The sequence below is a fragment of the Neomelitea salexigens DSM 19753 genome (assembly GCF_000422345.1).
GTDB lineage: Bacteria > Pseudomonadota > Gammaproteobacteria > Pseudomonadales > Spongiibacteraceae > Spongiibacter > Spongiibacter marinus_A.
The window spans coordinates 289,982-309,399 of record NZ_AULP01000003.1; the positions used below are offsets into that span (position 1 = coordinate 289,982).

A 19,418-nucleotide genomic window follows, 5' to 3' on the forward strand; every position below is an offset into this window, starting at 1 on the left:
GTGTTCCGGCGCGCTGCCGAGGATGAGGCCTCAGCGCTGACGGCTTTGTTGATACCAGCGTTCGAGTACGTCGCCGTCGAGCTTCCGCAGGCGCCTGCGAAGTTCCGCTTCTATGTCGGGTAGCATATCGTCGATCAGTTCTTGCAAAAAAATCTCCCGGCTGTGGTCGTCGTCACCCCCGGCCAGCCAGTCACTCGTGTTACTGGCTGTTTGTTCGGCGTTGTCTGACGCCTCGGCGGGCTCGGTATCGGGAGTGTGGATAATGTCGTTCAGCACCGGGATGTCGTCGCCGGTGTCACTGAGAACGGTTTTTAATGATTGCAGTTCGTCTAACAGGGGGAGTTGCTCTTCGTTTGAGTGGCTCATTGCGGTCCCCCTTATTGGCCGACGTTGTGATTGTGCAGCGGGTAGCCGCGACGCTTGTAAAAGCTGTAGCGCTGCCGCGATGCCGCCAGCGACGGCTCGCGTTGGTCGACAATTTCTGCCAGCCGTTTAAAGCGGCTGAATGGCTCCGGAACATCATGGGCGAGATTGATCAGCAGGTCGCAGTGATCGCCCATGGCTGTGTGGTCACCGGCGTGGCAGATCGCTATGTCAGCGCCACCCTCTGCGCCCAGCTCATGGGGGAGAAAACTCTCCGGCTTAAAGTGCCAAAGACGGTCGTCGAGTTCGGCGGCTTGCTGGGCATCAGCGCAGTGCATCAATATTTGATGGCCACTGCGCCATGCCTTCTCTGCCAGTCGGCAGCTGAAATCCATTGCCGCATCAGCTGAGGTACTGCTGATAATGTAAAAATCGACGCGAGTCACCTAGTCCTTTGCCTTGCTTTGCAGGTAGTTGAAGAGTAGTCCGACGGGACGCCCGGTAGCGCCTTTGTTGGCACCAGACAGCCAAGCGGCGCCCGCGATATCCAAATGTGCCCAGCGGTAGTCTTTACAAAAGCGTGACAGGAAGCAGGCGGCGGTAACGCTGCCGGCTTCCGGGCCGCCAATATTTGCCATATCGGCAAAGTTACTGTCCAGTTGCGGCTGGTAGTCATCCCACAAGGGCATAGGCCAGGCGCGGTCGCGTGCGTCGTTACCACAGTTTTGCAGCTCTGCAGCGAAGTCGTCTTGATTACTGTATAGGCCGATAGCGTGTTTGCCTAAGGCAACAACGCAGGCGCCTGTCAGCGTCGCGATATCGATTACTGACGCGGGTTTATACTTGCCTGCGTAGGTGAGGGCGTCGCAGAGCACCAACCGGCCCTCGGCGTCGGTATTGAGTATTTCGATGGTTTGCCCCGACATGCTGGTGACGATATCACCGGGCTTGGTTGCCCTGCCGCTGGGCATGTTTTCAGCCGCCGCGATAATGCCGACCACGTTGACCTTTAACTCTGCTCCGGCAACGGCGCGAAGTGTGCCCACCACACTGGCAGCGCCGCACATATCGTATTTCATTTCATCCATCTTGGCGCCGGGCTTAAGGCTGATGCCGCCCGTGTCAAAAGTGACCCCTTTACCCACCAGTACGTGCGGGCGCTGACTCTTTGCCGCACCTTGATATTCAATGGCAATCAAGCGCGCTGGCTGGTCGCTGCCGGCGCTAACCGAGAGCAGGGCGCCCATACCGAGCTGTTGCATTTTCTTCTCATCGAGTACGCTAACTTTTACTTTCTCGAACTGTCGAGCGAGTTTGCGTGATTCTTTAGCGAGAAAATCCGGCGTGCATATATTGCCGGGCAAATCACCAAGGCGACGAGTGACGTTAATGCCTTCCGCCGTTTGTTGACCATATTCGACGAGCTTACGGTTGCTGTCGCTGTTGCTGCCTTGCAGCACGGCGCGCCGCAATGCGCTGCCCGGTTTTGCCTTGCTCAAGGTCTCGCTGTACTGGTAGCGGGACACTTCCAGCAGCTGGGCGCTGCGTTGCAGTAGCCAACTGGCTTTGCGCCCATCGACGCGCAGGTCGCCAAACAGAAGACAGCAGTCTTTGCTCTGCTGTTTGTTCAATACGGCTATGCCGCTTTGCAGGAGTTTGTCGGCGTCGGCGTCGCTGACGGCCTCGCTGTCACCAGTGCCGACCAGCAGTAGCCGTTTGGCGCGAATACCGGGTAAATAGGGGATATAAAGTGTTTCTGCGACCTTGCCTTTAAAATCGCCGCGTTTCAGCAGCGTATCGATTGTGCCATTGCTCGCCTCGTTAATGGCGGTGAGGGCGCCGCTTAACTGGCCATTGCTGAAGACGACAAGGCAGTCTGTGGCGATGGTTTTTGGGTCTTTGCAGGGCTTTAGGCTGATTTGCATTGATTCTCTCTCAGACAAACATTCGCAGAGGGCGCCGCGATAAGCGATAATGCGGGCCAGATTTTTATATCGGTGCTTGCTGCGTCCAAAACCGGGACGGGCAGCGTGTTATGACGCTAGTGTAAAGGGTATTATCTGCGCGTGAAACCATTTGCCAGCAGAGGGGCTTGGTAGCTGTGATTCTTTTTCGTTACCTTGCGAGTGAAATTTTTAAATCTGTATTTGCGGTTACTTTAACGCTGCTGGCAATCATTATGAGCGGGCGGTTTGTAAAGTACCTTGCACAGGTGGCGTCGGGGGACTTCTCGCCCGATGTGCTGTTTCTTATCATGCTGTACCGCCTTCCCGGTTTTTTGGAGGTGGTGCTGCCGCTCGGGTTGTTCATCAGTATTTTGCTGACCTACGGCCGCCTCTATGTCGATAGCGAAATGACGGTAATGAGTGCCTGTGGCATGAGCCGTCGTCGATTGCTGCTCTATACCCAAATTCCCGCCTTTATTATTGCTGCCATCGTGGCCTATATCAGCATGGTGGTGAGCCCCGCAGGTATACAGGCCTATGCGGCCAAGCTGGCGGAGAGTCGCGCAGAAATTGGTGTGAAAGCGGCCGTTGAGGGGCGCTTTCGAATTGATAAGGGTAGCGGCAGGGTCACCTATATAGAAAAAACCGACCGCGACTCACAGACCATGCGTTCTGTGTTTATGGCTCAGGCTGAGCCTCAGCAAAGCGGCGGGGGCGAGCGCCCTTTGGTGTCGCTGGTTACCGCCGAGAGCGGTCGATTTGAAGTGGACGCGGCCACTGGCGAGCGCCATTTGGTGCTGGACAAAGGGGTGCGTTACGTTGGCGAGCCCGGGCAGTCCGATTATCAATTTACCCGCTTTGAGCGCCTTAGCCAGCTTATGCGCGACCCGGAAGTAAAAACCTATCGCCAAGAGATCGATGGAAAATCAACGCGAGAGTTATGGCGCAGTGACGCCTTAGAGGATATCGCCGCCGTTCAGTGGCGCATCTCACTGAGCGTGTTGGTGCCCATCGCGGCATTGATTGCGGTATCGCTGAGTAAAACGGATCATCGTCGCGGGCGCTACGGCAAAATGTTTCCGGCGTTTATGCTCTACATGTTTTACCTGGTGGCGCTCAATGCCGTGCGCGATGCCATCGCCAAGGGCAACTGGCCTGTGCTGCCGGGAATGTGGGTAATTCACCTCATCTTTCTCACACTGGGCCTTATCCTACTCTACTGGGATAGTGTGTTGCGGCACTGGTGGCTGACCTGGAGGCGAAGCCGTGGTTGAGTGTCATGCATAAATTAAATCGCTACATCGGGCGCACAGTTGCCGCGGCTATCTTGCTGGTTCTGCTGGTCATCGTCGGTATCGACTTACTCTCCAGCCTGATCGACGAACTGAAAGAGATACGGGGCGACTATACCTTTGTATCCGTGCTCCAGTATGTCGGCTTGGTGGCGCCGGGCAGCCTCTATAAGTACCTGCCTTTTGCGGCGCTGGTGGGCTGTTTGGCGGGGCTGGGTAGCTTGGCGAGCAGCAGCGAGCTGGTGGTAATGCGAGCGGCAGGCGTGTCAACCGCCAAGTTGGTGATGGCGGTGGTGCGGCCGACGCTATTTATCACCTTGATCGGCTTGTTTGTCGCCGAATATGTCGCGCCAGCAGCCCAGCAAATTGCGGAAAGTCAGCGCGCGATTGCGCTGCAAAAGTCGACCAGCAGTCACTCGCGGCACGGAATGTGGCACCGCGAAAGTGACGCATTTATGCATTTCAATGCGGTTCAGCCCAACGGCGTGTTGTACGGGGTGAGCATCTATCGCTTTGATGACCAGCAAAGGCTGGTGCAAAGCACCTACGCTGAACGGGCCAATTACCTGGGTGGCAGCTGGATGCTTGAGGATGTCCGGCAAGTTGATTTCAGTGAGCAGCGTGCCGAGCAGCAGTTTTTTTCCCAGCGAGACTGGGAGTCTGATTTGTCACCGGAGCTGCTCAATGTTCTTGTGCTGGACCCTGAGGATCTCTCGATTACTGGGCTGTGGCGTTATGCCAGTTACCTGAATAAGCAGGGGCTGAATGCGGGTGACTATGAGCTGGCGTTTTGGAATAAGCTGCTGCAGCCGGTAACCATACTGGGCATGGTGTTCGTGGCGATCTCGTTTATCTTTGGCCCGCTGCGCGATGTGACAATGGGGTTTCGTATCTTCGTGGGGGTGATGGTCGGTATCGTGTTTCGCACTCTGCAGGATATTCTGGGGCCATCGAGCTTGGTGTATGGCTTCGACCCCATCTATGCCAGTGTGTGTCCGATCATCATCTGCTTTGCGGTCGGTGGCTTGCTGATGATGAAGCGCACTTAATGAGCGCCCCTATTTTTTATGTTTGGGGAGTTGTACCACGCGGCTCGACGAGGCAATGTCCTGCCAACTTCTTCCCTGCTTATCTAGCCACGCCCACCAGTATCCGGCACCAAAAAGGAAAAAAGCCAGCGCTGCCACGGGTAGCCGGATCATTACTTGCTGCCAGGTGACCTGCTCGCCAGAAGTTGACTCTAGCTTTAGGCGCCACGCTTGCATGCCCAGGGTTTGGCCGCTTTTTCTCCAAAACCAGCCGTAAAAGGCGACAATAAGTACTAACAGATACGCGCTGTAGGCCCAACCTTGCAATGGGGCGTTGAGTTCGTGCACCACGCTATCGGTTGCCGGTGAGTTGCCCAGCTGCTCGGCATTAAGGAAAAGCGCCGGTAGTAGCGAGGCGACAAATAGCACGGCAAACATCAGGAAGCCGTCATAAACAGCGGCGGCGAGGCGAGGCCAAACGCCGGCCACGGGATAAGTATGTTGAGTCATTTTTTCTACCCAAATAAAAACGGCCGCCATTGTAGCAGAGCTATGGCGGCCGATGTTTATTGCCCTTGGGTCTAGAAATTTACGGCCACACCGAAGGCCAGTGAGCTGCTGCGGAGGTGGAGATTGTAGTCGATGGCGAAGTTCTTGCTGGGTTTGGCTACGCGAACCCGGCCATTTTCATCGGGAAGAAAGTTCATGGATGCACGTTTATGAATAGCGCGGTAAAGTGCTTTGGCGCCGAGTTTGATAAGCTCTTTTTTCGCCGCATTGCCCGTTTTGGCGCGGTGCTGGTTCATCCAGATGCGATTGAAGCGGGCTTCAGTGGCGCTGTGGGCAATAAAGCTCCCTGTTAATTCATCTTTTTCGATGCAAAAACGCAGGGTTGGCTGATAGCCAGGGCGATGGTCGGCGGGTAAAGTGAGCTCGCCATCGTAGCTGCTGCTTTTACCGGCGTGAGCCAGAGTGCAAAGCAGAGTGGCGACAAGGGCCAGGATCACGCGCTGCAGGGAAGCGGGAATGATTGCGGTCTGAGTGATCGTGATCATGTGCGTGTATCCTCGGCTATGCTGAAATTATCGTTGTTGAGCATGGACTTAGAATATCCAGCAGGGCGCCGGGAAATAATCCGTAGATGTACCGTAGGGGTTTAGCCATAGGCCCTTAGTGGGCAACCGCTGATGCAATAGCGAATGCCAAGAAAAACTGTGTAGTGAGTCACAATAATGAACAAGGGAAGCCGTACGCGATGCGCATACTATTGATCGAAGATGACCTGAGTGTCGCTGAATATATTGTAAAAGGGCTGCGTGAGAGCGGTTATCAGGTTGAGCACGTGGCCGATGGCAAGTCCGGTTTGGTCAAGGCAACCACAGAGGAATACGACGCCCTGATTGTCGATCGCATGCTGCCCAATGTGGATGGCCTAACCATTATTCAAACTCTGCGAGCGGCCAACGACGCCACACCGGCGCTCATCCTGAGTGCCTTGGGCGAGGTAGATGACCGAGTGAAGGGGCTTAAAGCGGGCGGCGACGATTATCTGGTTAAACCCTTCGCCTTCGCCGAACTGTTGGCGCGCATTGAGGTGATACTGCGCCGCCATGAGTCCAGTTCTGCGGTGACACGCCTCAAGGTTGCCGATCTGGAAATGGACCTACTGGCGCACAAAGTGACCCGTGGCGGCGAAACCTTCAACCTGCAGCCTCGCGAGTACAAGCTATTGGAATACCTGATGCGCCACGCCGGTCAGGTCGTGACGCGCACCATGTTGTTGGAGAATGTGTGGGACTATCACTTTGATCCCCAAACCAATGTTATCGACGTGCATATCAGCCGGTTGCGGCAGAAAATAGACAAGGGCTTTGATCGTCAATTGCTCAATACTGTTCGCGGCGCCGGGTATATGTTGGATGATTCTGAGTAAGATATTTACCAGCTTTACTTTCCGGTTTTTGGTCAGCTACGTCGCGTGGTTGAGTGTGGCGGTATTCATGGTATTGGCATTGATTTACGCCTTTATCGCCTACGATTTTTTCAGTGACGTACATCGCTCGGTCAAGCTTGAATTGGAGGCGCTCAGCCAGGCCTATGAGGAGGGCGGTAGCGAAGCCGTTGACGAATTCGTCGAGGTGCACAGCGGGCCGACGCGACTGATTCGGTTTTTTTACTTTGTTGGCGACGCCGAGCAGCGCAAAATCGCCGGCAACCTCAATGAGTGGCCCGACGCCAAGGAATACCGCAATGGCTGGATCGGTTTCGACTTTGAGTCCTTAACCAATATGGCCGACCCGGTCGGCAACGAGTTCGTTGCGCTGTCCACTCAGCTGCCAAGTGGCGAGCGTCTGTTAGTGGCACGTCACTATGCCGATGTGCTTAACAGTACAAAGCTGGTCGCTGGGGCATTAACGCGTTCCATGGTCGCGACCATTATCCTTGGGACGATCGGCGGTGCGATCACCGCAGGGCTGAGTTTGCGGCGGATCGAGCACATCAATACCACCTTGCACCGCATCATGAGCGGCGATTTCTCCGAGCGCATCGATGTTAGCGGCAGTACCGGAGACTTCCGGCGCCTGTCGGAAAACGTCAACCAGATGCTCGACCGCATTGAGGTGTTGATGACTGGGGTCCGGCAAGTTTCCGATAATATTGCCCACGATTTGAGGACGCCCCTAACGCGCCTTAGAAACAAGCTCAGCGATTTACACGACGACTGCAGCGACCCCGCCAATCGCGAGCAGGTGGAGGCATTAATAGAGGAAGCGGACGGCTTGCTCGGCACCTTCAGTGCGCTGCTGCGCATTGCTCAAGTAGAGTCGGGTAACCGTCGTTCCGGTTTTGCCGATGTCGACCTGTGTACCCTTGTTTCTGACGTTATCGAGCTTTATGAGCCGCTGGCCATGGAGAAAGACCAGCAGTTCAACACCGCGCTGGCGAGGGTGGGCAAAGTAACCGGGGACCGAAATCTGCTCTTTCAAGCGGTGGCGAACCTGGTGGATAACGCCATCAAGTACACACCGGAAGGTGGTGAGGTGCAGGTTGGCTTATCGGTTGAGCCCGATTGCTACCGCGTGTATGTCGCGGATACGGGCATCGGTGTGCCGGATGCTGATCGTGAAAAAGTCTTTCAGCGTTTCTTCCGCGTGGAAAGCAGCCGCGGCTGCCACCCGGGTAATGGTTTGGGCTTGAGTTTGGTGCATGCGGTGGTGAAATTGCATGACGGCACTATTAGCCTGGAAGATAATCGGCCGGGCCTCAAAGTGGTGATGCGCCTGCCTCGCCAGAGCAGTGCGAGTAAAAAAGGGTAGGCGGCGCGCCCTTTTTAGGTCTTGAACTACCGCGAGTGACGTAGCGTCTTAGTCGTGGTCGACGATGTGTAGGTGGTCGGTATTGGGCGTCTTTACCGCGGTTTTTCGTGGCTCTTGAAGGTGACTGCCCACTTGCGCTAAAGAGAGGCCACTCGTGTCTATACTGACGGCATTCACTTGTCGGCGCTCGTTTTCGCGCAGCACCGGGCTGCCCGTTGGGCACAGTGACAAGGTGTCCTGGCTGTCGCCAATATTCTCAGCGATGGCGCGTTGTTGAGGAGTACCCTCAGGGCAGGGGCGCGCTTCAGTGAGAATGCCGATTTTGTCGAAACCGGCCTGCAAGCGCTGTACCTCCGCCGCATTGAGTGCCTTGCGAATACGGCTGCTGCGCCCGCGCAATAGTTTGTCTATTTGGTCGGGCGGGCGCTTAAACAGCGCGGCCAGCTGTTGAACAGCGCGATCACGGTTGCTGCCGACAGCCAGATGGCCTGTTAAGAAAAGATCAAAACGTTGCTCTTCCATCACTGTTAAGACACTCTGTTATCCATTTGTGCAAGTGAATCTGCTTTTATTACCTTATCTTCACAACTTAGCAGACAGTGTAGAGGGGTGTTAACATTCTGGCGGTAATTTTGTGACTTGGTTGGGTCTTGCTCTGCGGTGCGGCGGTTGCAGGAGACAACAAGCTGTGCATTTGTCCGACACGATTAGCGAAGTTTATGGATCTTGAAGCTGTTCCCAGTCGTTTTGCTCGCTCTCTGCTCAACCTCGCGGTTGAGCGTGGTTACGATGCGGGCAAAATTCTGCAATATGCGCAGATCCCCTTCAATCCAATAGACAGCCGCAGCGACGGCTATCAGCCTCATATCACCGCGATGCAGTACACGCGCCTGTATCAACAGGTAATGAGCCTGATACAGGACGAAGCCTTTGGCTTGATGCTCGGTCACAAGGTGACGCCGGGTGCGTTTCGCATGATGTGTTATTGCCTGCTGGGTTGCGACAACCTGGGCAAGGCTATCAAGCGTGCCTGCGAGTTCTTTCGCACCTTCTACGAAGCCGATACCCAGATTCAGTTAGATACGCGCCGAGACAGTGCAATCGTGGGTTATGGCAGTGTAAAGAAGGGCTTTGCCGGCGACTTTGTGGAGGCCTCCGACCTCTATGGGCTGAGTTTGTGGCACCGTTTCTTTTGCTGGTTGGTGGGCACAAATATCGAGCTAAAAGAAGTGCGCTTCGCCGGTCAGGCACCCCGGGAGCGGGCGCGGGTGGTGCGCTATCAGCAGCTGTTCGAATGTCCTGTGTACTACGGTCAACTGCGCGATGAATTTGTATTCGACACGCGCTATCTCAATTTTCCCCTAGTGCAGAACGAGCGCAGCTTAAAAGAGTTTTTGCGCACTGCACCTTATCCGCTCATGGTGCTGAGCAGTGGTCGTGACGATAGCAGCTTGGTCGCCAGGGTGCGCGCCATGATCGGCCAGGACTTCTCGCAAGGTTTCCCCAGCTTTGAACGGATCACCGAGGCCCTCAATATGTCGGCGCCCACACTGCGGCGGCGCCTTAAAAAAGAGGGAACGACTTTCCAGCAGCTTAAAGACGAGTGTCGGCGTGATGCGGCTATGGCCTACTTGAGTGGCTCGGAGCTCTCCATCAATGGCGTCGCCGCGCTGATGGGATTTACCGACCCCTCGGCGTTTCACCGCTGTTTCAAAAAGTGGACGGGTATCACGCCGGGCGAGTTTCGTCAGCGAGAGCGCGATAGCGAAGGCTAACACCTGTCTTCTTCAGCTAAGTGGCTGTTAAATAAAACGAAATATCATAGATGTCAGTCCATTGACCGGATATGTTATTGCCCGCATCCCAGCTCAGACGCCATGCTTTGCCTATTTGACGTAACCCCAATCTACTTTGGCAGGACACAGCATGGCAGACGCTTTTATTTACGATGCGATTCGCACCCCGCGCGGCAAGGGCAAACAGGGCGGTTCGCTCTATGAAGTAAAACCTATTGACCTGGTGACGAATCTTCTTGAGGAGATGAAAGAGCGCCTCGAATTGGATACCAGCAAGGTCGAAGATTTGATCCTCGCCTGTGGCGAGCCAGTCAAGGAGCAGGGACAGAACATTGCCAAGGCGGCACTGGTCTATTCGAGCTGGGACGACATTACTACCGGTGCCCAGCTTCACCGCTTCTGTGCAGGTGGTCTGGATGCCGTGAATATGGCGGCGGCTAAAGTCGCTTCCGGTTTCGAAGAGCTGGTCGCAGCTGGTGGTGTCGAGTCCATGTCGCGCCTCGGTATTGGTGCCAGCGGCGGCGCAACCGGCGACCCGTGGGTGGCGATGAAGTCCTACTTTATCTCCCAGGGTTTGGGCGCCGACATGATCGCCACCATGGATGGCATCAGCCGTGAAGAGGTGGATGCGTACGCAGCGCGCTCACAGCACCGCGCAGCGCAGGCGCGTGACAATGGCTACTTCAAGTCCATCGTTCCCGTCCGCGACATGAACGGCGTTGTGGTGTTAGAGCAAGATGAGTTGATTCGCGCTGAAACCACCGCCGAGGGCCTGGCCAAACTGAAGCCGGCCTTCCAAATGTTCAACGATTTCGGTCACGGCGGCGTCGCCAAACTGAAATACCCCGAGCTGGAAAATATCGAATGTGTGCACACCGCGGGTAACTCCTCGGGTATTGTCGACGGTGCCGGCCTGGTGCTGATCGGCAGCGAAGCCGCTGGTAAAGAGCAGGGCCTAACACCGCGCGCACGTATCGTTAGCTGTGCGCTGGTTGGCAGTGAGCCCACCATCATGCTGGACGGTCCCGTTCCCGCTACGCAGAAAGCACTGAAAAAAGCCGGTCTGAGCGTTGATGATATCGACCTGTTTGAACTCAATGAGGCCTTCGCGTCGGTAGTGCTGCGTTACCAAAACCGTCTCGGTATTCCCGATGAGAAAATTAACGTCAACGGCGGCGCCATCGCCATGGGTCACCCCATTGGTGCGACGGGTGCAATGATTCTCGGCACCCTGTTGGATGAACTCGAGCGCCGTGACCTGAAGCGCGGCCTGGTTACGCTGTGTGCCGGCGGTGGTATCGGCATCGCGACCATCATCGAGCGCGTGTAATTCGCGGGAACAGTGAATTTTTGGCTCGGCACTGGCTGCCGAGCGGCAAAGAGAGATACAGAACAATGGGATATATTCGTTTAGAGAAAGACGCAGACGGCATCGTTGAATTGATCTTTGATCAGCCGGGTAAAACTGTAAATACCATGGGCCTGGAATACGACGAGGCCATGCGCGCCGCCGTGGCAGAATTGCAGGGCATGGTCGAGGCTGGCGGCGTTACCGGTATTTATCTGCGCAGTGGCAAGCCCAACCAATTCTTTGCTGGTGGCGACATCAAAGAGATGTTGGAGATGGATCTGAATCCACCTGCCGATAAGAAAAAAGAAATGTACGACGGCATTATGGCGACCAAAGCGCCACTGCGTATCCTGGAAACCCTGGGTGTGCCCGTGGCGGTGGGCATGAATGGCCCGGCGCTGGGTGGCGGTTTTGAAATCGCCTTGGCGTGTCACTATCGCGTGGCCGTCAAAGGCATTCAGATGGGCTTGCCGGAGGCGATGATTGGTTTGATGCCTGGTGCCGGCGGTGTTGTGCGTATGACCTACCTGCTGGGTATGCAGGAAGCCATTGGCCTGATTAGCCAGGGTCGACGTTTGAAGGCGGATAAAGCGTTGGAGAAGGGCTTGGTTAATGCCCTGGCCGATGACGAAGCGGATATGCACGCCCAAGCCAAAGCGTGGATCAAGCAAAATGCCAACACTGAGGGCGGCGTTAAGCAACCCTGGGATAGCGAAGGCTACAAAATGCCTGGTGGCGGCCCTGAAGAGGAAGCCAACCAGGGGCTGACCTTCTTTGGCCCCGCCAATGTTATGGTTCAGACCAAGAATTTGATGCCGGCACAAAACGCCATCTTTGCCTGTGTGGTTGATTCTGCTCGTGTCGATTTCGATACCGCGCAAAAGATCGAAGGTCGCTATTTCCTCAGCCTGCTGCTGGATCAAACGGCCCGCAACATGATGACTGCCTTCTTCGTGCAAATGGAAGCGTTGAATCGCGGCGCCAGCCGCCCGCAGGGCCCTGAGAAATTCAGCTGCCAGAAGCTCGGCATTATTGGCGCCGGTCAAATGGGTGCGGGTATTGCGACAATGGCCGCTCAGAAAGGCATTGAAGTCGTACTCAAAGATATCAGCATGGAAAATGCTGAGCGCGGTAAGGCCTACGCCGAAGCCTACTTTGATAAAGGCATCAGCAAGGGTAAGGTGACCGAAGAGAAGAAAGCGGAGTACATGGCGCGCATTCTGCCCAGCGCTGACTACGCTGACTTGAAAGGCTGTGAGCTGGTGATTGAGGCGGTATTTGAAGACCGCAAGATCAAGGCAGCGGTAACGCAGGAAACTGAAGCGGCGCTGGATGCCAGTGCGGTGTTCGCCTCGAATACTTCAGCCTTGCCGATTACCGAGTTGGCGCAGGCGAGTAGCCGCGCTGAAAACTTCATTGGCATGCACTTTTTCTCGCCCGCTGAAAAGATGCCGCTGGTTGAAATTATTCGCGGCGAAAAGACCAGTGACGAGACCTTGGCGAAAGCCTTTGACTTGGCCCAGCAGCTGGGCAAAACCCCCATTGTTGTAAACGACGCACCTGGCTTCTTCACCACTCGGGTTATCGGTAAAACGGTATCTCAAGGGGCTGAAATGCTGGAAGAGGGCGTTAATCCGGTACTTATCGAATCGGCGGCGCGCGACAATGGTTCACCTGTTGGACCGCTGGCGGCGATCGATGAAATCAGCCAGGAAACAGCGTACAAAAACGGCCAGCAAGCCAAAGCCGATGCAGAAGCGCAGGGCAAAGTGTGGGAAGACAATGCCGCGTCCCGCATTCTCGATCGCATGGTGAATGAGTTCGGGCGTCGCGGTAAAGTTCACGGCGGTGGCTACTACGAGTACCCCGAAGGTGGCAAAAAGCACATGTGGCCTGGCCTGAAGGAGGCGTATGCGCCAAATGGATACACCGATATGCCCTACGAAGACATCAAGGATCGCCTTGTCTTCAGCCAATGCCTGGAAGCCGTACGCGCGATGGAAGAAGGCGTGGTAACCAACGTGGGCGACGGCAACATCGGTTCCATTATGGGGATTGGCTTTCCCGCGCAAACGGGTGGTGTCTTCCAGGCGATTAATGCCTATGGTTTGAAGGCATTCGTGGCGCGCGCTAAAGAACTACAAGCACGCTACGGCGATGTGTTTGCGGTTCCTGCGCTGCTGGAGCAGCGTGCAGAAAGTGACGAGCTGTTCTTGTAGGACGCTCGTATTTTATGAGTGTAAAAGGCCGGCCTATGCCGGCCTTTTTTATGCCCGCTGAGTAAAATCCAGAAAGGACTCGCAGAAGATGTGGGAGCGCGACGCGCCGCGCATAAAAAGGCGCCGCTGATAGTGCCGTACGAAATCAGTGCTGCCACTCAGGTAGCAGGCGGTGTCGGATAGCGCTCCTAACTCATCAAGCGCATCGTCCAGTTCAGAGGCGGCCCCGTCTGCCCAGCTGGCGCTTGCCGCGGTGATATCCGTCTGCTCGGCCAGCTTCTCTAACGTCGTGCAGTGGTAGGGTTGCTGTGTCGAGCGATAGGCGTGGATCAATGTAATGGGTGTGGCTGGGAGTTCTTGCAGGGCCTGTTGGGCCAGGGCGAGGAGCGGCGCTAGGCCGGTGCCATTACCCAGCAATAAAATGCGCTTGGTTCGCGCGTCGCTGCGCAGGGTAAAGTCTCCGAGTGGGCCCTGCAGCTTGACCTCACTACCTAACTCGGCGCGGCACAGAGCGTCGCTAACTTGCCCGCCTTCATAGCGGCGAAGTTGCAGCCTCAAGTTGCCATCGTCGGCGAGGTTGCTCGCGGAATAGCAGCGGTAATCGACGCCGTTTACTGACACACTGAAATACTGACCGGCCTGCCAGCGCAGTGGCGTGCGTAGGGTGAGTTCCCAAACACGCTCGCTCAGGGCACTTCGCGCGACAATACTGGCAGAATGTTGGCTATCTTTTGGGGAAACACTACGAATTTCCAGGCCTTCTGAGGGCTGTAATTGGCAACTAAGCGCGATACCGTCGGCTAGCTCATCAGGGCGCAGCCCCCGTTGGGCACCGTGAATTTGTTGCGCCGCCAGTGGCCCGTCTACTTTGACTCGGCAGCTTTGGCAAGCACCGGCTTGGCAGCCGTGGGGGATCTGCTGGCGGTGACGCAGTAAACATTGCAGCACTGTCTCTGTTGGCAGGTAGTCCAGGGTTTGATCATTGAAGCGAATGCTGGGCATAGTGAGTTGTCTGCTGCGAGATAACCCGGAAATGGTACTTTGCCTGGCGTGGGCTGTCAGCGACTTTTTAACGGACGAATAGCCGTGCGTAGCGCAATGGAGCGGAGGGAGAAATACGGTGGCTGACAGCGAGAAGCAGATAGTAGAGAGCTGGCAAAGGAATGCGGGGCCTTGGGTTGCCGCGCTTGATCAACAGGCAATCGCCAGCCGGGTGGCGGTAACAAATGGGGCAATTGTTAACGCTGTGCTGAGCCATCATCCGCAACGCGTTCTGGATGTGGGTTGCGGAGAGGGCTGGCTAATGCGCGAGCTTGCTGGGCACGGCGTTGACGTTGCCGGTTTTGATGCCGTCGCCGAATTGGTGGCGGAGGCAATAGCGCGAGGCAGTAAGAATTGCCAGTGCATTGCCTATGAGGCGCTAGATACGGTGGCATGGCCGCGAACATTCGATTTGGCGGTGTGCAACTTTTCTCTGCTGGGTGAATCAGTCGAGCAGCCCTTGAGGTCGCTCAAGCGGGCCTTGTCGGCTAGTGGCCATTTATTGGTGCAAACCTTGCACCCTTGTTTTATTACACGCGGCGAGAGTTACTGCTCAAGGTGGTTAACGGGCAGCTGGGAGGGCTTGCCTGACCACCTTCATCAACAATTTAAGGATGCGCCGCCGTGGTATTTTCGCACGCTCAGTGACTGGTCTTTAGTATTTCAACGGGCGGGCTATAGCATCGCGAACGTTGAGGAGCCAAACGCGGGCAAGGGGGCGATGCCGTTATCCATTCTATTCCATTTGCGCCCCGTGTAAGGTGGCGTAACGATAGCTTTGAACATTAGGAGGGAAAGTGTCTACCAAGTTGTCTGCACCCGGCAGTGATACTCATAATATCGTTATTGCCTACGTATTGTGGCTATTCGGCTTCATGGGGGCTCACCGTTTCTATTTGGGACGGCCGATAAGCGGAACACTGTATTTTTTTACCCTGGGCTTGTTTTTTATCGGCTGGATTATCGACTTAGTGTTGATTCCCGCCATGGAACGCTCTGCCGATCGACGCTATCAATCAGGCACCGCCAGCTATTCCGTCGCATGGATATTGCTAACCTTTCTGGGTATTTTCGGTTTGCACCGTTTCTACCTCGGTAAATGGCTGACTGGGATTGTGTATTTACTAACGGGCGGCGTGTTTCTGCTGGGCGTTATATATGATTACTGGACGCTCAACGAACAAATCAGCGAGCGCAATACACGCCTTTTTTACTAATGGGAATGGGGCTTTGGTAAAACGATAAATTAGTAGCGTGTCCAGCTGCTGCCATCGAGTGACAGATAGCTCTCGCCGTCGATACTGAGCATTGTGCTGCCATCATTCTGAGATACGGGCTCGGTGCGGGGAAGGGTGCTCAGCCAGTCACTGGTGCTAAATTGCTTACTGGCAAAAATATCGGCAGCCATAAAGTCGGCCAGCAGTTGGCCAATAGCTTGATAGCTGCTGGGCTGAGTAATACGCGCAGCTGGGCCCTGACGCTCCAGGTTTGGGCCAATGAGCTTGATGGCAACCGGCACTTTTGTAATCGCCGGTGTGGGAATTTCACGCATTCCCGGAATTTGCATGGCGTCGCCGCGCAGCCCCGCGCCGTGCTCGGGGACTAGCACTACAACAACATTGCGGCCGCTCTGCTGAAGGCGGTCTAAGAAGCGTGAAATATCGCCAAATAAGCGATCCATTCGGCGCTTATAACTTTGTGCGCCGCGCAGATTTTCCCGACTGTCCAGTAGGCGGTTGCCATCGTGCAAACTGGTGGTGTTGTACAGCGCCACTGTCGAGGGTGACGGCGATTGTAGCCGCTGTTGCCACCAGTTCTCCAACACCGCGAGGTCGCTGTATATCGGCGAGCCGTCAAAGGCCTTCTGTGCTTGGGGGATGCCCGCAAGGGGAAACAGTTCAGCGTCGACGTGGCCAAGTTGGCGTGTGCTCTCGAGAAAATTGTCGAAGTGACCATCGTGATTCATGAGCAGGGCATGGTCGTAACCCTGCTGCTTCAATTGGGTCATTAGCAGGCACTGGTCGCTGGTCTCTTCATAGAGTCCAGAGTGAGATAGCTGCCCACAACTCGCTCTGCTGAGCCTGAGAACAGCCGGGCCGCTGTAACTGGTGGCCGAGTTAAATTGTTCAAAGACAAAGTCAAAGCGCTGCAATAGCGGGTGCTGTCGCTGCTCAACGACATCAAGGTCGTCCCAAGAGAGGGAGCAAACGCTGAGGAAAATAACGTCGAAGGCCTGGCGTTCTTGCGCGAGAGGCGGGAAGCGAACCTGGCGTCGAGCTTCTCGGCTGAAGAAACTGCTGAGGTAATTATTTAGTGCCTCGTCGTCCTGCGTCGAGACACTCGCCTGCGCCTCATGTTTGCTGTGTCCGTCTAGTGAAAGGCGGGCGATGGGGGCAGTCGGCTGTGGGCTCAGGCTGTGAAGGCTTGCCGCGAAAAGTGCTAATAGCACGAATGATGTTAAACGAAAGTAGCGGTTGGCTATGATGTAAACGGCAATACCCACAACGGCGATTAGGGGATTCATATCAGGCACAAAACGCCAGGCTAGTTCGACGAGATAATCCGACTCAAAGTGAGAGAGTTGTTCGAGTTGAGAGAATAATCGCTCTAAAGGAGGTAGGTTAGAGTCGAGATGGAGCAGCCAAAGCGCCAATATCACCGCGGCGACTTGGCGAGCCAGGCGAAGCGCTGGAAGGGAAATTGGCAGCAATAGAAAAATTACGAAGGCGGCATTTTCAAGTACGTGAAACTGCATTTTCCCCTGGAAGTAAAGCACCAGTTTGATTAAAAAATAGGCGTTCCATATCGCCAATTCGGGTAGCACAAGTTCCCGGGATTGCAGCGTGCGGGCCTTACCGTTCATTTACTAGCGTCGTCCTTTTCTAAAGGGCCTTTTGCCGTTGGCACTGTCGGCTGATAGCGACGCAGGTGACGCGGCTCCAGGTGGCGGTGCATAAAGTGACGAAGGCCGGAAAGTGCCTCGCGAAGAAAATAGCCCAGCAACAGCCCTACCACTAAGCTACAGGTTAATGTGAGCATGAAGTCGTGGATATTCATGGCCAGTTACTCACCTTTGCTCTGCGTAGTTGTGATGTCCAGCCGGCGGCGTTTTGCAAAAGTCAGTGCGCGATCCCACTTGCTAGAGGGGGCGAGTGGCCGCCGCTGTGGTTGTCGATCTAGAAGTTTGCGTGCTCGCTGAGCATTTATGAATGGCGAGGCTAGCAAGAGCTTGTCCAGTAATTCATCAATATCGTCGGCATCACAGTGAAGTAAGCGGCTTGCAAATAGGTCGTTAACGGGTAGGTCTAAACTGTTCCGTAGTGCGGTTTCTGCATCTCGTAAAGAGCAGGCGTAGAGGAAGAAGTAGACTTTACCATTGACTACGGTAAGTAGGTCACCCTCGCGCCTGAGGCGGCATAATCCAAGAATTTGTTCTATGCTGATACCCGGCAGGGGCATGAGTTCAACAATCAGGTGTTGAAGCTCACTGAACAGATTGTTGTCAAAAGCCCGCCTCGCGTAGCGGGAGAAAGTCGCTGGCTCAGTGTAGCCGTACTCACTGGAGTATGGCCGCGTCTCGATGAGCTTGCTCAGGCTGGGAGGCAGACTGCGTTTAAATACATGACCTTGAATAGCCGAGACCAAACTGTGTACGGCTGTTGTGTCGACGCCGTGCGGAATGATGAGGCTACAGCCTGCTCTCAGCAGGTAAGCCTCGTCAGCGGCGCGCAGGCAGCGCGATGATTCGCGGACAAGAATTTTGAGGTCGTCGCCAGCGCTAGCGCGCAGCTGATAAATCATCAGTGCCAGTGTTTCGATATCTTCGGCCTGCTGGCAGTCGAAGATGACGGTTGCGGCAACGGCGTCGTCCAGACTCTCGAATAGAGCAGTGTTATCGGTTTGTTCGGCAATCACGTTGGCACTTTGATAAAGCTCTTCTTTAAGGTGCTGAACCGTGTAGATGGTGTCGACGTCGCTATTTTGGATCGCGCTGCTAGGCGGAGCTTGCGACACGTGTTCGAAATGCTTGATCGCGCGATGGTTATCCAGCGTTAACAAAAACTCCTGCTGGGCAAGCATGCCTTTGGGGCTAAGCCAGTGGTCGATGAGCAGCGAATAGCGGCTTTTTGAGATACGGGTTTGTATTGCGATCCCGGATAAGGTTTTGCTGTGACGATTTAATAGTGGTCGAAGCGTTTCACATGGGCCGTAGACAAGAAACATAATGCGATACTGACCGCGTCGACAGAATCGGCGCCATGCGCCTAAGTCTTGTTGAAGCTTGGTGGGGGAGGAGTGATCAAAGCTGTTCTCACTGAGAATCACGCAAAGGCCACTTCGGCGGGGTAGCGAAAGTCGCTCGGTGTCTCGCAATATCCGCTTGAGGTTCAGGTTTTTTGAACTGTGGTTGAAGAAGCAGCCCAAAGCTCGAGAATGGCATAGCGCTGACAGTGTTTGTTGGTCTGGTTCATCCAGTTTTTCAAAGACGCTTTTCTGCCTTTCTTGAAAGACGAAACTTTGGTGACTAGATGAAAGTAGCGAAAGGCTGGCAATAAAATCGGTAAACGAGTGACCGAGCAAGCAGAACAGGCCGTCTTGTTTCAGGGTGTCTTCAAAGCTGTCTTTTATCGCCTGAATGCTCATTCGCTATGATGTCTCGTGTCGTTCGGGACTTGCTATGCGTTGATTGCACTATAGCGCAGGGCGCGTCAGAATGGCTAGGAATCGCGGCTAAGCCTCATAAAAAACCTATATATGTAGGTGTGATTGCCGATGGTGGTCGTTAGCCGCGTTGGCTAAATTTGAGATACGATGTATGGATTTTCAGCCCAAGGAAAAAACAATGGAGCTGCAGGAGCGCGCGCGGGAATCTCAGCGAATAGCGAAGGCCCATACTGAGCCTTTGAGCCGCGATGTTCGTTCGGTGATGCGTTCGTTAGGCGTAGGCGTCGCTTTTTCGTACAAAGAGAACTTTAGGGTGAGCGAGCGTTCGCGGTTGATGGCTCGTTGGCCACTGCTGCGAGCACTTAATAATAGCGATAGTGAGAGCTAAACCGTGTCTGAA

The 19,418-nt window shown here is 55.0% G+C and carries 20 protein-coding genes; 10 read left to right on the top strand and 10 right to left on the bottom strand.

The window, feature by feature from the left end:
* Positions 1 to 30 precede the first annotated feature (30 nt).
* The 3 genes from H573_RS18940 to H573_RS0107330 are packed head-to-tail and all read right to left on the bottom strand — an operon-like array spanning position 31 to position 2,288.
* On the bottom strand, positions 31 to 366 hold the full coding sequence (locus H573_RS18940) for a hypothetical protein (RefSeq protein WP_051171089.1): 336 nt from the start codon (positions 364 to 366) through the stop codon (positions 31 to 33).
* A gap of 11 nt (positions 367 to 377) precedes the next feature.
* Positions 378 to 809: a DNA polymerase III subunit chi gene (locus H573_RS0107325; RefSeq protein ID WP_027873701.1), complete on the bottom strand. Its 432-nt coding sequence runs from the start codon at positions 807 to 809 to the stop codon at positions 378 to 380.
* A complete protein-coding gene (locus H573_RS0107330) occupies positions 810 to 2,288 on the bottom strand; it encodes a leucyl aminopeptidase (RefSeq protein ID WP_027873702.1) in 1,479 nt (492 codons plus the stop codon). It lies immediately after the preceding gene.
* A 176-nt stretch (positions 2,289 to 2,464) separates the two neighbouring features.
* Here H573_RS0107330 and lptF point away from each other — a divergent pair, with 176 nt between their 5' ends.
* Together lptF and lptG are read left to right on the top strand one after the other, a co-directional pair.
* Complete coding sequence (lptF, locus tag H573_RS0107335) at positions 2,465 to 3,583, top strand: LPS export ABC transporter permease LptF (RefSeq protein ID WP_027873703.1); 1,119 nt, start codon at positions 2,465 to 2,467, stop codon at positions 3,581 to 3,583.
* A 5-nt stretch (positions 3,584 to 3,588) separates the two neighbouring features.
* The gene (lptG, locus tag H573_RS0107340) at positions 3,589 to 4,650 is read left to right on the top strand and encodes an LPS export ABC transporter permease LptG (protein WP_027873704.1); all 1,062 of its coding nucleotides are present in this window, start codon (positions 3,589 to 3,591) and stop codon (positions 4,648 to 4,650) included.
* 9 nt (positions 4,651 to 4,659) lie between these two features.
* Here the strand turns inward: lptG and H573_RS0107345 are convergent, their stop codons facing one another.
* Positions 4,660 to 5,139 (bottom strand): RDD family protein, encoded by a 480-nt coding sequence (locus H573_RS0107345; RefSeq protein ID WP_036256106.1) that lies wholly within the window; start codon positions 5,137 to 5,139, stop codon positions 4,660 to 4,662.
* Between the two features lie 71 nt (positions 5,140 to 5,210).
* Entirely contained in the window at positions 5,211 to 5,684 is a 474-nt protein-coding gene (locus tag H573_RS0107350) for a hypothetical protein (protein WP_027873706.1), read from the bottom strand.
* A gap of 200 nt (positions 5,685 to 5,884) precedes the next feature.
* Between H573_RS0107350 and H573_RS0107355 the strand changes: the two genes are divergently transcribed.
* Positions 5,885 to 6,562 (top strand): response regulator transcription factor, encoded by a 678-nt coding sequence (locus tag H573_RS0107355; protein ID WP_027873707.1) that lies wholly within the window; start codon positions 5,885 to 5,887, stop codon positions 6,560 to 6,562.
* Positions 6,549 to 7,946, top strand: coding sequence for a sensor histidine kinase (locus H573_RS0107360; protein WP_027873708.1), 1,398 nt, complete (start codon positions 6,549 to 6,551; stop codon positions 7,944 to 7,946). Before H573_RS0107355 ends, H573_RS0107360 begins: the two co-directional genes overlap by 14 nt.
* A 48-nt stretch (positions 7,947 to 7,994) precedes the next feature.
* On the opposite strand, the gene H573_RS0107365 is transcribed toward H573_RS0107360, so the two are convergent.
* A complete protein-coding gene (locus H573_RS0107365) occupies positions 7,995 to 8,471 on the bottom strand; it encodes a hypothetical protein (protein ID WP_154653857.1) in 477 nt (158 codons plus the stop codon).
* Positions 8,472 to 8,665: 194 nt separating this feature from the next.
* Here H573_RS0107365 and H573_RS0107370 point away from each other — a divergent pair, with 194 nt between their 5' ends.
* The 3 genes from H573_RS0107370 to H573_RS0107380 all read left to right on the top strand — a co-directional run bounded on the left by H573_RS0107370 (position 8,666) and on the right by H573_RS0107380 (position 13,312).
* Positions 8,666 to 9,721: an AraC family transcriptional regulator gene (locus H573_RS0107370; RefSeq protein WP_027873710.1), complete on the top strand. Its 1,056-nt coding sequence runs from the start codon at positions 8,666 to 8,668 to the stop codon at positions 9,719 to 9,721.
* A gap of 151 nt (positions 9,722 to 9,872) precedes the next feature.
* Positions 9,873 to 11,072 carry an acetyl-CoA C-acetyltransferase gene (locus H573_RS0107375; protein ID WP_027873711.1) on the top strand — a complete coding sequence of 400 codons (1,200 nt, stop codon included), beginning with the start codon at positions 9,873 to 9,875 and terminating at the stop codon, positions 11,070 to 11,072.
* 65 nt (positions 11,073 to 11,137) lie between these two features.
* Positions 11,138 to 13,312: a 3-hydroxyacyl-CoA dehydrogenase NAD-binding domain-containing protein gene (locus H573_RS0107380; RefSeq protein WP_027873712.1), complete on the top strand. Its 2,175-nt coding sequence runs from the start codon at positions 11,138 to 11,140 to the stop codon at positions 13,310 to 13,312.
* Positions 13,313 to 13,360: 48 nt separating this feature from the next.
* Here H573_RS0107380 and H573_RS0107385 read toward each other — a convergent pair whose 3' ends face one another.
* Positions 13,361 to 14,314, bottom strand: a complete 954-nt coding sequence (locus H573_RS0107385; RefSeq protein WP_027873713.1) for an FAD-binding oxidoreductase — start codon at positions 14,312 to 14,314, stop codon at positions 13,361 to 13,363.
* Positions 14,315 to 14,432: 118 nt separating this feature from the next.
* Between H573_RS0107385 and H573_RS0107390 the strand changes: the two genes are divergently transcribed.
* Both H573_RS0107390 and H573_RS0107395 read left to right on the top strand, forming a co-directional pair.
* The gene (locus H573_RS0107390; RefSeq protein WP_027873714.1) at positions 14,433 to 15,113 is read left to right on the top strand and encodes a class I SAM-dependent methyltransferase; all 681 of its coding nucleotides are present in this window, start codon (positions 14,433 to 14,435) and stop codon (positions 15,111 to 15,113) included.
* Between the two features lie 37 nt (positions 15,114 to 15,150).
* Complete coding sequence (locus H573_RS0107395; protein ID WP_422730523.1) at positions 15,151 to 15,570, top strand: TM2 domain-containing protein; 420 nt, start codon at positions 15,151 to 15,153, stop codon at positions 15,568 to 15,570.
* A 29-nt stretch (positions 15,571 to 15,599) separates the two neighbouring features.
* On the opposite strand, the gene bcsG is transcribed toward H573_RS0107395, so the two are convergent.
* Genes bcsG through bcsE form a run of 3 tightly spaced genes read right to left on the bottom strand, consistent with a single transcriptional unit; the run spans position 15,600 to position 18,997 of the window.
* Complete coding sequence (gene bcsG, locus H573_RS0107400; RefSeq protein WP_036256014.1) at positions 15,600 to 17,216, bottom strand: cellulose biosynthesis protein BcsG; 1,617 nt, start codon at positions 17,214 to 17,216, stop codon at positions 15,600 to 15,602.
* The gene (locus H573_RS17405; RefSeq protein ID WP_036256016.1) at positions 17,213 to 17,410 is read right to left on the bottom strand and encodes a hypothetical protein; all 198 of its coding nucleotides are present in this window, start codon (positions 17,408 to 17,410) and stop codon (positions 17,213 to 17,215) included. The genes bcsG and H573_RS17405 overlap by 4 nt, the downstream gene beginning before the upstream one ends.
* A gap of 6 nt (positions 17,411 to 17,416) precedes the next feature.
* Positions 17,417 to 18,997, bottom strand: coding sequence for a cellulose biosynthesis protein BcsE (bcsE, locus tag H573_RS0107410; protein WP_027873717.1), 1,581 nt, complete (start codon positions 18,995 to 18,997; stop codon positions 17,417 to 17,419).
* 172 nt (positions 18,998 to 19,169) lie between these two features.
* Here bcsE and H573_RS0107415 point away from each other — a divergent pair, with 172 nt between their 5' ends.
* Positions 19,170 to 19,406 (top strand): hypothetical protein, encoded by a 237-nt coding sequence (locus tag H573_RS0107415; protein ID WP_027873718.1) that lies wholly within the window; start codon positions 19,170 to 19,172, stop codon positions 19,404 to 19,406.
* Positions 19,407 to 19,418: the final 12 nt, after the last annotated feature.

What these genes read in the sequence shown, in the direction of transcription:
- bcsG (WP_036256014.1), bottom strand. Translation starts at nt 17,216, where the DNA reads ATGAACGGTAAGGCCCGCACGCTGCAATCCCGGGAACTTGTGCTACCC.
- H573_RS0107385 (WP_027873713.1), bottom strand. Translation starts at nt 14,314, where the DNA reads ATGCCCAGCATTCGCTTCAATGATCAAACCCTGGACTACCTGCCAACA.
- H573_RS0107380 (WP_027873712.1), top strand. Translation starts at nt 11,138, where the DNA reads ATGGGATATATTCGTTTAGAGAAAGACGCAGACGGCATCGTTGAATTG.
- H573_RS0107330 (WP_027873702.1), bottom strand. Translation starts at nt 2,288, where the DNA reads ATGCAAATCAGCCTAAAGCCCTGCAAAGACCCAAAAACCATCGCCACA.
- H573_RS0107350 (WP_027873706.1), bottom strand. Translation starts at nt 5,684, where the DNA reads ATGATCACGATCACTCAGACCGCAATCATTCCCGCTTCCCTGCAGCGC.
- H573_RS0107370 (WP_027873710.1), top strand. Translation starts at nt 8,666, where the DNA reads ATGGATCTTGAAGCTGTTCCCAGTCGTTTTGCTCGCTCTCTGCTCAAC.
- H573_RS18940 (WP_051171089.1), bottom strand. Translation starts at nt 366, where the DNA reads ATGAGCCACTCAAACGAAGAGCAACTCCCCCTGTTAGACGAACTGCAA.
- bcsE (WP_027873717.1), bottom strand. Translation starts at nt 18,997, where the DNA reads ATGAGCATTCAGGCGATAAAAGACAGCTTTGAAGACACCCTGAAACAA.
- H573_RS17405 (WP_036256016.1), bottom strand. Translation starts at nt 17,410, where the DNA reads ATGAATATCCACGACTTCATGCTCACATTAACCTGTAGCTTAGTGGTA.
- H573_RS0107360 (WP_027873708.1), top strand. Translation starts at nt 6,549, where the DNA reads ATGATTCTGAGTAAGATATTTACCAGCTTTACTTTCCGGTTTTTGGTC.
- H573_RS0107375 (WP_027873711.1), top strand. Translation starts at nt 9,873, where the DNA reads ATGGCAGACGCTTTTATTTACGATGCGATTCGCACCCCGCGCGGCAAG.
- H573_RS0107355 (WP_027873707.1), top strand. Translation starts at nt 5,885, where the DNA reads ATGCGCATACTATTGATCGAAGATGACCTGAGTGTCGCTGAATATATT.
- H573_RS0107345 (WP_036256106.1), bottom strand. Translation starts at nt 5,139, where the DNA reads ATGACTCAACATACTTATCCCGTGGCCGGCGTTTGGCCTCGCCTCGCC.
- H573_RS0107415 (WP_027873718.1), top strand. Translation starts at nt 19,170, where the DNA reads ATGGATTTTCAGCCCAAGGAAAAAACAATGGAGCTGCAGGAGCGCGCG.
- lptG (WP_027873704.1), top strand. Translation starts at nt 3,589, where the DNA reads ATGCATAAATTAAATCGCTACATCGGGCGCACAGTTGCCGCGGCTATC.